At 36.3% G+C, this 12,283-nt stretch carries 17 protein-coding genes; 2 read left to right on the top strand and 15 right to left on the bottom strand.

The features are described 5' to 3' along the window. Nucleotides 1–146: 146 nt before the first annotated feature. The 8 genes from DWZ69_RS11295 to queD form a co-directional block, all read right to left on the bottom strand. Nucleotides 147–557: a peptide deformylase gene (locus DWZ69_RS11295; RefSeq protein WP_117999175.1), complete on the bottom strand. Its 411-nt coding sequence runs from the start codon at nucleotides 555–557 to the stop codon at nucleotides 147–149. A gap of 181 nt (nucleotides 558–738) precedes the next feature. Continuing rightward, nucleotides 739–1,098 carry a DUF4186 domain-containing protein gene (locus tag DWZ69_RS11300; RefSeq protein ID WP_117999177.1) on the bottom strand — a complete coding sequence of 120 codons (360 nt, stop codon included), beginning with the start codon at nucleotides 1,096–1,098 and terminating at the stop codon, nucleotides 739–741. 390 nt (nucleotides 1,099–1,488) lie between these two features. Next, on the bottom strand, nucleotides 1,489–1,902 hold the full coding sequence (locus DWZ69_RS11310; RefSeq protein ID WP_117999178.1) for an arsenate reductase ArsC: 414 nt from the start codon (nucleotides 1,900–1,902) through the stop codon (nucleotides 1,489–1,491). Between the two features lie 228 nt (nucleotides 1,903–2,130). Then, complete coding sequence (gene queF, locus DWZ69_RS11315) at nucleotides 2,131–2,628, bottom strand: preQ(1) synthase (protein WP_055214233.1); 498 nt, start codon at nucleotides 2,626–2,628, stop codon at nucleotides 2,131–2,133. A 14-nt stretch (nucleotides 2,629–2,642) separates the two neighbouring features. Further along, nucleotides 2,643–3,323: a 7-cyano-7-deazaguanine synthase QueC gene (gene queC, locus DWZ69_RS11320; RefSeq protein ID WP_118437094.1), complete on the bottom strand. Its 681-nt coding sequence runs from the start codon at nucleotides 3,321–3,323 to the stop codon at nucleotides 2,643–2,645. Next, nucleotides 3,286–3,909, bottom strand: a complete 624-nt coding sequence (gene folE, locus DWZ69_RS11325) for a GTP cyclohydrolase I (protein WP_117999180.1) — start codon at nucleotides 3,907–3,909, stop codon at nucleotides 3,286–3,288. Before folE ends, queC begins: the two co-directional genes overlap by 38 nt. Before the next feature lies 1 nt (nucleotide 3,910). Next, the gene (queE, locus tag DWZ69_RS11330; protein ID WP_117999181.1) at nucleotides 3,911–4,579 is read right to left on the bottom strand and encodes a putative 7-carboxy-7-deazaguanine synthase QueE; all 669 of its coding nucleotides are present in this window, start codon (nucleotides 4,577–4,579) and stop codon (nucleotides 3,911–3,913) included. 35 nt (nucleotides 4,580–4,614) lie between these two features. Beyond that, a complete protein-coding gene (gene queD / locus DWZ69_RS11335; RefSeq protein ID WP_117999182.1) occupies nucleotides 4,615–5,034 on the bottom strand; it encodes a 6-carboxytetrahydropterin synthase QueD in 420 nt (139 codons plus the stop codon). A 671-nt stretch (nucleotides 5,035–5,705) separates the two neighbouring features. Between queD and DWZ69_RS11340 the strand changes: the two genes are divergently transcribed. Next, a complete protein-coding gene (locus DWZ69_RS11340; protein ID WP_002578301.1) occupies nucleotides 5,706–5,942 on the top strand; it encodes a DUF6061 family protein in 237 nt (78 codons plus the stop codon). A gap of 133 nt (nucleotides 5,943–6,075) precedes the next feature. On the opposite strand, the gene DWZ69_RS11345 is transcribed toward DWZ69_RS11340, so the two are convergent. The 7 genes from DWZ69_RS11345 to DWZ69_RS11375 all read right to left on the bottom strand — a co-directional run bounded on the left by DWZ69_RS11345 (nucleotide 6,076) and on the right by DWZ69_RS11375 (nucleotide 11,427). Then, nucleotides 6,076–7,395 carry an MATE family efflux transporter gene (locus DWZ69_RS11345; protein ID WP_108817236.1) on the bottom strand — a complete coding sequence of 440 codons (1,320 nt, stop codon included), beginning with the start codon at nucleotides 7,393–7,395 and terminating at the stop codon, nucleotides 6,076–6,078. Further along, complete coding sequence (locus DWZ69_RS11350; RefSeq protein ID WP_108817235.1) at nucleotides 7,385–7,843, bottom strand: MarR family transcriptional regulator; 459 nt, start codon at nucleotides 7,841–7,843, stop codon at nucleotides 7,385–7,387. The genes DWZ69_RS11345 and DWZ69_RS11350 overlap by 11 nt, the downstream gene beginning before the upstream one ends. Nucleotides 7,844–7,998: 155 nt before the next feature. After that, nucleotides 7,999–8,748 carry a DUF6040 family protein gene (locus DWZ69_RS11355; RefSeq protein ID WP_009243742.1) on the bottom strand — a complete coding sequence of 250 codons (750 nt, stop codon included), beginning with the start codon at nucleotides 8,746–8,748 and terminating at the stop codon, nucleotides 7,999–8,001. Further along, nucleotides 8,687–10,408, bottom strand: coding sequence for a MobA/MobL family protein (locus tag DWZ69_RS11360; protein WP_117636791.1), 1,722 nt, complete (start codon nucleotides 10,406–10,408; stop codon nucleotides 8,687–8,689). The genes DWZ69_RS11355 and DWZ69_RS11360 overlap by 62 nt, the downstream gene beginning before the upstream one ends. Continuing rightward, a complete protein-coding gene (locus DWZ69_RS12395) occupies nucleotides 10,384–10,737 on the bottom strand; it encodes a hypothetical protein (RefSeq protein WP_024738909.1) in 354 nt (117 codons plus the stop codon). Before DWZ69_RS12395 ends, DWZ69_RS11360 begins: the two co-directional genes overlap by 25 nt. Continuing rightward, nucleotides 10,737–11,051, bottom strand: a complete 315-nt coding sequence (locus tag DWZ69_RS11370; RefSeq protein ID WP_024738908.1) for a DUF3847 domain-containing protein — start codon at nucleotides 11,049–11,051, stop codon at nucleotides 10,737–10,739. The genes DWZ69_RS12395 and DWZ69_RS11370 overlap by 1 nt, the downstream gene beginning before the upstream one ends. 145 nt (nucleotides 11,052–11,196) lie before the next feature. Next, nucleotides 11,197–11,427: a helix-turn-helix domain-containing protein gene (locus DWZ69_RS11375; protein WP_002578307.1), complete on the bottom strand. Its 231-nt coding sequence runs from the start codon at nucleotides 11,425–11,427 to the stop codon at nucleotides 11,197–11,199. Nucleotides 11,428–11,602: 175 nt separating this feature from the next. On the opposite strand from DWZ69_RS11375, the gene DWZ69_RS11380 reads away from it, so the two are divergent. Continuing rightward, nucleotides 11,603–12,232 carry a helix-turn-helix transcriptional regulator gene (locus DWZ69_RS11380; protein ID WP_024738907.1) on the top strand — a complete coding sequence of 210 codons (630 nt, stop codon included), beginning with the start codon at nucleotides 11,603–11,605 and terminating at the stop codon, nucleotides 12,230–12,232. The last annotated feature ends 51 nt before the right edge of the window (nucleotides 12,233–12,283 follow it).

Below are 12,283 nucleotides of genomic sequence, written 5' to 3' on the forward strand. Positions count from 1 at the left end.
CTTGGAAAAATACATCCCTTTTGCTTGTTTTTTGCTAAAAGGGGTGTACTTTTGGGGAATTATCTTTGTTTTTTCAATTTTCTGCTTGGAAAAATACATCCCTTTTGCTTGTTTTGCCTAAAAAGGATGTACTTTTGAAAAAATATCTAAATAACCACTCCATTACAGTGGTCTATTTCATGTTGAATAATCTGTGCTGTAAAACCTGTATACTTGTCATGTTTTTTATTAAAGTTTGAATCTAAATAATCAACCTCAATTTCTTCATATCTTATACAAGGTCGTATACCCTCCAAAGAAAGACATCCTTCTTCCGTTTTGTACTCTACTGATTTCTTTGTAATTACAGGATTTATCATTGCAAATTGAAATGGTCCTGTTGCCACAACTATTATTGATTTATTAACTCCTATCATATTAGCTGCCATACCAACGCAGGTTTCTCTATTAGCCTTAAGTGTATCTAATAAATCTGTTACAACTTGTTTATCTGCCTCTGTGGCACTTTGTGCTTTTCTTGCAAAAATCTGTTTTCCTTTTATAATCTTTTTAACCATACAATATTACCTGTCCTTTATATATTATTTTCTGCCCTTTGGTGCATTATATTTTCTATCTTTTACTGTATATCCTATTCTGCCCTTTGGTGCATAATATTTTCTATTATTTACTATATATCCTATTCTGCTCTTTGCTGCTTAGTATTTATTTACTTTGCTGTATACTATACTCTATTTTTTACATATTTCTTTTTATCCACGTCATAATCACATCCACCAGATAGTCCTGCTGTACCTGACTTAATTCTACTCCCGGTTTTATTTTATGCCACTTGCGAATGCACTCCCTGCAACATGTTGCCGTTGCATGCTGTGCAATAAATACCGGGTGCCCTTTCATTGGAGTTTGCTTTCCGTCATTTGGTATATGCGCCGGTGCTTCTCTTTTAGCAATAAAATCCTCAGCATGCTTCCTGATTGTTTCTAATCCTTTTTCGTTGATGTAGTCTATGTCCTTTTGTTTTAGGTAAAAACTACTGCGAAATTTTGATTTGCCTAGACGTTCAAATAACTGCTTATACCATTGTTCTTTTGTCATACTAAATTACCTTTTCTAATTTCTCATAAGTTAAATTACAAATCGTTCAATTATTGTAGCTTAAATACTTTGCATAATGTTATTGTAAATGTTGATAAACCACTATTTTACAGCAATAATTTTGCATTTTCATATACAAAAGCGGATACGGATTTCCCTCTTCATCTAAATCGGTTCTTTTTGCTCATTTTCTGCAATTATTAAATGTTCGACGCTGTTTAATGCCTGTGGCACATACTTTTTAATCTGCTCTACTTCTTTATCGGAAAGAAATAGATGTGTAGCCCTAACAGACTGTTCCCAAACTATTAATAGCTGGTCTGTTATCTTTTCTTTTCTGTTCTATTTTCCGTCTCATATATCTTCATTTACTTTCCTGCACAACGAAATTTATAACTGGTCTATGCTCTCCTTAAGTTCGATTATTTTTCGTTCTATCTCCTTAATAACTATTTCAAATTCCTCATCACTTTTTCCCGTTGGATCATCAAGCCCCCAATTATCATCAAAACTTCTTCCTATAAAAGGACAACCTACATTACATCCCATTGAAATAGCTATATCAGGTTTCGGAATCTCACTAATAAGTTTAGAATATTGATTTTTTTCCATATCGATTCCATGCATTTTTTTCATAATTCTCACTGCGTCCTGATTAATCTGTGGCTTTGTTTGAGTACCTGCAGAATAACTTTCAAAAACATCAGAAGCCAGGTATTTTCCCAGTGCCTCTGCGATTTGACTTCTACAGGAATTATGAACACATATAAATGCTACTTTCTTTTTTCTTCTTTCTTTATCCAAAATTGACTTTCTCCATATATTTTCAAATATTAATTACAAATCTCTTTCAATAAACTGTTCATTATCATATAATTCTGGATTCCACTCACTCATGACTTGCTCTCCTAAAATCTTTCTAAACATTATAACTTTAATGGTAAAGAAAATCGAGACAATTAAAAATAGATAACCATGTTTCAGGTTATCTACTCTTTGAACCTTATCCCAATAAATCCAGTATCTTTGTTCCTATCTATTATCAACCTTTTCCGGATACATATCATGATTTGCCATTCTATTAAATGCAATTTCTTCCCATTTTGTTCCAGGCTTTCCATAATTACAGTAAGGGTCTATTGATATTCCACCTCTAGGAGTAAATTTCCCCCATACCTCAATGTATTTTGGATCCATAAGTTTTATCAAATCTTTCATAATTATATTCATACAATCTTCATGAAAATCACCATGATTTCGGAAACTAAATAAATATAGTTTTAATGATTTACTCTCCACCATTTTAATGTTGGGTACATATGATATTGTAACAGTGGCAAAATCCGGTTGACCTGTTATGGGACACAAACTTGTGAATTCAGGGCAATTAAATTTTACAAAATAATCATTTCCCTGATGTTTATTCTCAAAAGTCTCCAACATCTCCGGTGCATAATCACATGGATACTGTGTTTTCTGATTACCTAATAATGTTATGTCTGCTGTTTCTTCTTTGCTTCTTCCTGTCATAATTCTTCTCCCTTTTATTCCATTGCCGGATCTTTAATTCCGTTTAACTCAAACGCTTTAGCTCTGTCTATACATGTTCCACATTTACCACAAGGTTTTTCTCCACCTTCATAGCAGCTCCATGTGTATTTATATGGTACATTTATCTCAAGCCCTTTTTTTACAACCTGATCTTTAGTTGCATTGATAAATGGTGCTACAACCTTAATCTGCTTTCCACTTCCAAGATATATTGCTTCATTTATTGCATTGTTAAAATCACTGCTACAGTCAGGATATGCACTTCCAGCTGCATCATCTGCATGCGCACCATAATATATTACACTACAGCCTTTTGAAATTGCTATACTTGCAGCACTTGATAAGAATAATCCATTTCTAAATGGAACATACGTTGACACAGGTGAACCATTTGTACTCTTAATCTGGTCATTATATGATTCTTTAGGTATTTCCTTATCAGAATGTGATAATAGTGAACAATCGCTATATTGAAATATTTTTGCAAGGTCAAGATAAATATGTTCTACATTATAATATTTTACAATTTTATCTGATGCTTCTATCTCTTTTGTATGTTTCTGACCATATGCTATTGATAATGCAATAACATTTTCTGAACCATATTTTTCTACTGCCATACCAAGGCATGTTGTACTATCTATTCCACCACTGAATAAAACCATTGCTTTCATTATTAAATCTCCCTCTTAATGTTTGTGTGTATGTTTTTGTGTTAGTTTTTTTAATTCCTCTCGCAGTCATGCAACTATGACATCCTTCAATAAGTACTGCTATATCTTCTGCTCCAGTAACCATCTGCATAATATCTGCAATATCGCTTCCTATTCTTTCCTGAAGCTGCAATCTTTTTGATACCATATCTGCTATTCTTGCTATCTTACTAAGACCTATCACTCTTCCCTTTGGAATATAAGCAACTGTTACCTTCATATCATACATAAGTGCAAGATGATGCTCACAATAACTGAAAAGTTCTATGTCTTTTACTACTACCATGTCAGAAGTTCCATTTTGACTTTTACATTCTACATTTTCGGACGCTTCTTCCAGTCTATCAAGTGCAAATGTTTTGTTAAACATATCTGCAATTTCTTCATTTGTATAATTCATTCCTTCAAAAACTTCTTCGTACATTTTTGCAACTCTTTTAGGTGTGTCTTTTAATCCCTCTCGTTCAGGATTATCACCCAGAGCTTTAAGAATACCAGCTATATGATATTCAATTGCTTTAGTATCTATTTTCTTATGTTTTTCCATATTAGACTCCTTTTTTATCTGGTGACCATATTATTTTATGTAACTGAATCTGCATATTAACATCATTCATTAAATTCTCTTTCATAAAATCAACTATTTCCTCAAGCTCTATCAACCCAAATACCGGACTTATATAAAGATTACATTTTCCATACAGATTATATTTTTCTATAATCTGTTTTGTCTTTATAAGATCCTCTCGGTTTCCTACTACAAATTTAACAGTATCATTTTTATTTAAAACTTCAAAATTTTTCAGATTCATGGACTGTTCCATTCCACTACAGGAAAGCTTATAGTCCATTGTAAAAGTTACATTTTCTTTGTTAAGCTTACGGATTTTGTCAAGATAAATGCTACCGTTAGTCTCTATTTCAACATTCAGATTGTTTTCTGCAAGAACTGTAATAACTTTTTCAATGTCATTTCTTAACAATGGTTCTCCACCTGTAAGAGTGACATTTTTAACTCCCGTTGATAAAACATAATCAAGTATTTCTTCTTCCGTCATTGTTTGAGAAAGTGCTTCTTGCTCATTAGCCCATTTGGTATCACAATATTTACAATTAAGATTACAACCTTTAAAACGTATAAAAACTGCAAGTTGTCCGGCTTTAGTTCCTTCACCATTGATACTTACAAATTTTTCAACTACTTCATATTTACTCATATATAACTCCTTTCAGATTAGAAAATTATTTATAATTATTCCATATAAGTTGCACTATTGACAGGAGTTTCATATACCGTTACAGCTTTCATATTGTATCCAAGTATTCTTATTTTCTCATAAAAATACTTTGCCATATTCTCTGCTGTCGGACGAAAATCAAGTTCAATAATCCTGAAATTCTCGCTTTTTAAAGCTTCCAAAGTAGTCTGCTTCAATGAATTCTTTTCTATAATTAAGGCATGATCCATTGAGTCTGCAAGGTTTCTTAAATCTTTTTTCAATTCTCCAAAATCTACGTACATCCCCTTATGTTGAATGTCGTCCTTTAGTTCCTCAGCTTGAACTTCAAGAACAATCTTCCATCTATGTCCATGAAGATTGCTACATTTTCCGTTGTATCCTGCAAGAAAATGCGCTGAGTCAAAACTAGCCTCCGTTTTTAAAATATACATAAAACTTTTCTCCATTTGCTTGTATTGTAATTGTATAATCAAGAATGTCGCTTGCGATATTCTACGCACCGAGCACGTGTTGCTTTAGCAACATTTTTCCTTTCGTGCAAGTGTGCATCCATAGTGGAACGTTTTTTATGTAATAAGAAATTCTGAAGGAATTTCTTATTACATAAAAAGACACGGATACATCTGTACCCGTGTCTTAATAGATTACTTTTCTAAAAAATTCCAATTATGAATTATAAAATAATAGTCCTGGTTTTATTTAGAGACAGGATGGTACAAACGAACTGTCTTATTTATATACGGCTCAATAATAGCAAATGATTCATTGCTTGTCAATTATATACTCTTGGTTATCTTGCATCTACAAATTCCGATTGAGATTTCACCTGTTTTAAGAAATTTAATAACTGTTATATTTTATTATTAAATTCTTCGCAACCCCTTGAAAACACTGGATTTGTCGCAGGTGAGCTTTCCCTTATTATTTCCCTTGTGTTATATCGTCCCATCAGTGTTTATGCACTCTGATAAGGGCAAATACAAGGGCAAGAAAAATCTATAAGACAGTATAACACAAAATAAAAGTGACATGGTGAACTGATTGAAATGCTTCTTAATTTTTGCTACTACTGATTGATTAAATGATAAGGAGATGGGATACGATGAGAACAATATTTGCAGAATACAATCCACAGTGCAACAGCATTGATGTATATACTAATACGGGCTATATACTCCGTATTGATTGTTGGGAAGCAGAAAAAAATTTAAGAACCACACCTGGATCTGATTGTGCTTTGACATCGCTTGCAATCGATGAGCCATTAGAATATGCAAGGTTATATCTTGATGGGAATTTACAGATGTGGGTAGATGCTGAAGATTCATTAGAGTTATGATTATTCCAATCAAAATCTACTAGAATTTATTAAAAATTAGCTTCATAATTTTAAAAGGACAGCCCTATTGCTATGAGGCTGTCCTTAAAAATACAATAGATAAACCTAGATTATTCTTGCTACTATCTGATTGTTAAATTTTCTGTATTCCATATTGCAAATCTCCCTTTTCGCAATATTTTATTAGTATGAATGCCAGAATCGCTGAAAAAACACGTGCCAATACCGTACTCCACCATATCATAATCTGTCCACCAAATAAAGGTGGTAAAACAAGCATAAATATCAGCATCAATACTGGTTCAATGAATGTAAGAATGTATGACAATCCACTTTTTTCAGTAGCATAAAATCCAGCTGTCGCTATTCTGGTAATCGCAACAAATGGTAATGACACTAAAAATATAGGTACAATTTTAGAAATCTCAATACTTACTTCATAAGAAGCTCCGAAAACCCCTCCAATATTTGCTCTGTTTACATACATGATAATTCCACCACAAACAGCAAGAATTATTGCAAAAATGTATGCCATTCTCTGAACTCCTCTCAGGCTTTCTTGATCCTTCTCACCATAAAAACGGCTCATTAAAGGTTGACTTCCATCACCTACGCCCTGCAATATGAGATATATGATACAGATAATATAGGATACACATGCATAAGTTGCAATAGCTTTTTCTCCCCCATAAGAAGCGGAGAATCGGTTTATAAACACCAATGAAATATTAGGAGTCAATGCTAGCCCAAATGGTGCAAGACCTACTCTGAATATAGCGCCACACATTTCTTTTACATTTTTTAAGGATACATACACATAAAACTTTTTATTATATAATGCGTATATGATTGCAATTGCTGCAGTCACACCCTGTCCGGCTATTGTAGCTGTGGCTGCACCTTTCATGCCCATTTCATATATCCATACAAAGATAAAATCCAGAACAATATTGGTTATGAATCCACCAACCATCGCAAACATTGACCAGAAAGAGTTTCCATAATTTCTAATGAATGGCATCATTCCAGTTCCAAGAATCTGCAATATTGCTCCAAGTGCTATAATTTTGATATAATCTGTCGCATTTGTTAATATAATTCCATCTGCTCCAAGCAATCCTAAAATTTTAGACGAAAAGGAGTAAATAATTATGGTATTGATAACACTTACTATTACAAGAAGCCACCAGCTTGTAGCAATAAATTCTTCTGCCCGTTTTCCTTTCTTTTCTGCTGCATTAATTGAGTAATAAACAGCTCCTCCCATACCAATTCCTGTTCCAAGAGCCTGAATCAAAGCCACAATCGGATATGCAATATTAATAGCCGAAATTCCAGCATCTCCTATGGTATTGCCTACAAAATATCCATCCACTATCGCATATATTCCTGATAATGCAAATGCTATAATAGATGGAATAACATATTTAAAAAATAATGATTTATGATTCATTTTTCTTACAATCTCCTTCCTTGAAAAGTCTGATAAACAGCTCTGTATTATCATTAAGACTTTCTATATTCTCTAATCCCATTTTTTCGATTACATATATTTCTTTTGAGTGCAGTTTTTCTATGATATCTTTCGTATATTCCATTCCTGATTCTGTGAGGCATATCAGCTTATTTCTCTTGTCTGAATCATCAGATACCATATTGATGTATCCTTTTTTCTGAAAATCTTTTAGTATCGTATTTACCGTTTGCTTAGGTATATTCCATTTTTCACTTATCATTTTCTGCGTGCATCTTCCATTACTTTCATAAAATGAATACAAAGCAAAAACTCCATTTGAAGACAGTCCCTGATCCTTTGACCATTCCTCATACATTGCTGTACATTCTTTCCATAAAGCATAATATCGTTGCAACTGTATTATCATATTATTATCTTTTCTCATCTTTTTTCTCCTTAAATTAGTACGAATCCGGACTTTTATAGTATAGTCCGAGTTCGTACTAATTGTCAAGATTTATTTATATACTTTTTCTTTATATAAACAATCAATAGTCCCTTACTAAGGACAGGAAGATTATGAAATTTCCCTGTCCTCTTTTAATAATATCCTCGTTCTTCCATCCAGTCTTTCACATAACATCTGATTCCAATATAAATAATATGCGACAGTAATAGCAATACAATAAGATTTATCGGATTAGCGTTTTTAATCCATTCTCCAAAGTAAATTACAACAGCTGTACTCGTTATCGCTACCACGATACTGATGATATCCCAACAATATTTCCGGTAGATTTTTCCTACCTGATAACCAATCCCGATTATCAGCCACCCGGTTATTACGAATAAAATTGCCATGACAGTACCGGCAATCAGCCAGTACACAATCCCGGAAAGAATACTGTTAGGTATTCCACTGCTTAACTGTCCGAAAGAGTCTGCACCTGTCACAAACTCCCGAAATAAACTTCCCATTCCTTTTCCTAACGCACCGAAAAAGACGATACAGTCGTTAAGGAAAACCGGCGAAAGAATCGCAGTAAACAGTGTTGTTGTTATGCTGTACCATGCCAGTAGAAACAAGATACTTTCATAACCAATCGTCATATTTTTATATTTCTTTTCTAACTGGCTTTTACGGCTATCGCATTTTTCTTTTGCTTTCCGGTAAGCAGTACGGTCACATTTTTCACATTTCTCATAAGGCACTTTTTTCTCAACAGCTACCTCTACCGTCTTTTGGTGTGTCTGTGCATAAAGTTTTTCCTGCTCTGCTTTTTCATACTTAAATTTCCATGCCACGGCTTCTGCGTCGGCTCTTTTCCTGCTGTCTGTCTCGCTGGTCAATCGTTCCTCTGTTTGCCTTAATCTTGTCCGCAATGCTTCGATATTCTCGGCTCTGTTTTCGCTGTTCAATTTCTCGTTCAAGGTCAGCGATTCGCTTAGCTGCCTGTTTAGTTCCTGGATTGTCTGGTCTTTCTGATCCAGTTCGTCCTGCATCTGTTCGGTCATCAGCAGAAGTTCTTCCACCTGCCCGACGTTCTCTAAGTTTCTGCATTCGCTCATCGATCTCCCTCGCTTTCTCTATCTGCTGTTTAAGGTCAGCAATTCGCTGTTCTGTTTCTGCAATAAGCTGTTCTCGTTGTTCAGCTTCTGCGTTAATTCCTGCCATTGCTGATTCTCGTTTTCCAACTGTTCGATTCTGGTTTTCTGTTGCTCGATCTGTGAGAGCAGTTCTTCTGTATCTGGCAAAAGATTTAGCAGCCTGGATAATTCGCTGTTTAAGCTTTTTAAACTCTGGTTCTGCTCCTGAAAAGACAGGAGCTGTCGATCCCGTTCCTGCAATTCCTGTACCATCGCTGCCATAAAATTCTGCTGTTCCTCGATCTGGTTTATCATTGTCTCCATCATGGGAATGACTTCCCGGCTTTCTTCTAATGTCATCCAATCGCTCCTTCCATTGTGTCAATGCACCGGATACCTTTCCGAAAGAAATCTGTATTTTATCCAGCAGTGCATTTTGTCTTTTTATGATCTGATTTTCTACCACTTTCCATGACGCTGATTGTGTCTGCCCATTTTGAAATTTCTCATCAATTTTTCTGGCATCCGCGCCCTCATGGATCGTCGGTATCTCTAATTTCCCCTGCCTTGCATAAGAACGGTGGTCAATGTGATTTTCCGTTTTCAAATGTGAATTACAGACATTCGCCCATTCACTCCGCCACAGTTCACAATTTTTCGGACTGTTCCATCCGGTAGCATCGGTTAATACACGTTTCCACTGTTTACGGTTCCTTGCACCGACTTTCTGATTACCGTTTTCGTCCAATACCGGGATTCGGATTCCATGACGGTCAGGGTCCTTTTTATCCTGCCACCAGTCCGGATGGGATTCATCCACCACAATATTTCCATTTTCATCTCTGACAAACTCCCAATCCTTGATTTCTTTGTTCCCCCATGAGTGGTCTGGATTGAATGGTCGCATCGTCACAAGTAAATGCACATGGGGATTTCCATCTCCTTTATCGTGGATACTCCAGTCCGCACACATTCCCTTATTTACAAAGGTCTTTTGAATATATTCGGTTGTATAATCAATCTGTTCCTGTCTGTTCCATTCTTTCGGAAGTGAGAACTCAAATGACCTGCCGAGTTGTGCATCTGCACTTTTTTCTATCCTCAAAACTTCATTCCATAAACGCTGCTTCTGAAAAGTAAGTTTAAATTTTTTCAGTGCGGCTTCTTTGTTATCTGCCCTTTTATATCGGACAGATTTCTGGAACCGTCTGATATTTTCAGCAGGTACATTCAGCCATTCCTGTGGTGCATTTTCACACATCAATAGGCTGGTATAAACAACTTCTCTTTTGGAAGTGTAGTAGCTGATTCTGCCGGTTTCTTCATTTTTCATCACATCACCATTGAGATAGGCAGATGCTGATATGATGGATTTCCCTTTGCTGCGTCCAACAATCTTTACTGTATAATGAAAAATCGCCATGATCCGTTTCCCCCTTTCTGCCGTATCCGGCTTTGATTTCCGGCAGGTAACGTTTTCCCAAAAAGAAAATGGTATCTGCCGGAACGCCCTCTGCGTAAGAGTGCCCTGTGAATAACAGCCTGCATGGAATGCGCCCCTCTGGCGAAGAGTGCCTCCTGCGGCATGAGCAGGTCTGCATGAAATGCCCGCCGACGGAACGAGCCCGGCAAGCGTAAGCGCAGACCGGTTGCCACCTGTGGCAAACTTATACGGACGACCTCTGGTTGTCCATAAGTGCGCCCTTCATGAAAAAGCAATGAAGGGAATGAAAAATCCACTCCCTCCGGCATTACACTTCCTCCGTATTCGCAACTGGCTCTTTCTGCATTGCCTTTGAGAAGAATCTCCCATTTGCTTCCTGCCTTTTTAAGAAGCCGATCAGCTTTGGGATATCATCTTCCTCAATCGCAGAACCCAGCACCGATTCCACCGCACCACCAATCTGGCAGAGCCTGTGTGTCCGCTTTTTGGTTTCCACATCTTTCTGACGTTTCTTCAGTTCCCGTTTCTGTGCTGCATACTGTTTTGCTTTCTCAAGGCTTTCCTGTTCTTTCTTTTCCAACTGGAGCATACGCTCCTCATAACTCTTTGTTGATCTTGCCATAAATATCATCGTCCTTTCTTTTTCTTCCAAACATAAGTTTCCTGTTGTCTGTCAGACGAAGTACATGGTATAATCTGTTTGCGTGTAGGTATATCATGACTCCGGTCTGATAGAACCTTTGGCGGTTTCTTCGGGAACCGCTTTTTTAAGTTGAACCGTTTCTTGTGACTGCTTTCACATTTCCCTTATCCCTCAAGTCTCTGCCCTCGTTGGCTTCCATAAAAAGTTCCAGCATATCCGTTTTGATCAGGACTTTTCTCCCGACCTTTAATACCGGAAGTTTCTTCCATTCCACCAGTTTTCTCAGGGTGTTCCTGCCGATTCCCGTATAATCAGCAGCTTCTTCAATAGATAAGGCAATCTTTCTTTGTGTCATATGACCACCTCCTTTTAAATTGCATTATGCAATTTCATTTGTGCTGTCAGTATAGCGTGTTTATATTGCTTTGTCAAGCATTATGAAATTTTATTCTTTTTCCATTAATTGCATATTGCAATGTATTTTGTTGCGTGGTATAGTAATGACATACCGAAAAAGGAGGCACATCAGCATGAAAGATAAAGAACTACGCAAGCTGATCGGCAGCAGGGCAAAACAGCGCCGTCTCGAATTAAATCTGACACAGCCTTATGTCGCAGAGAAGATGGGAGTTACCGCTTCCACAATCCTGCGTTATGAGAATGGTTCGATTGACAATACCAAAAAGATGGTACTGGAAGGTCTTTCGGAAGCACTTCATGTATCGATTGAATGGCTCAAAGGGGAAACCGATGAATATGAAACTGATATTACGGATAAGAAAGAATTGCAGATTCGTGATGTGATGGGCGATATTCTCAAACAGTTACCTCTTGATCTTAATAAAACAGAAGACGCTTTTTCTAAAGACTTACTGCTGTTAATGTTAAAGCAATATGAACTGTTTCTGGATTCGTTTCAGTTCGCCTGTAAAAATTACAAAGGCAGTACCAAAGATGCGGACATTGCTAAAGTAATGGGATTTGAATCGAAAGATGAATATAATGAGATTATGTTTCTCAGGGAGATCACGCATACTGTCAACGCATTTAACGATATGGCAGATGTTGTAAGGCTCTATTCAAAGAAACCGGAAGCGGCAGAACAAAGGCTTGCAAATCTTTTATCCGAAGTTATGTATGAGGATTCTGAATCGGTATAGTAAGACAACCGGAGTTGTGATATACTTACACGCAAGAAGCATTTCAGCAGT

The organism is Eubacterium sp. AF34-35BH (assembly GCF_003477765.1).
Classification (GTDB): domain Bacteria; phylum Bacillota; class Clostridia; order Lachnospirales; family Lachnospiraceae; genus Eubacterium_G.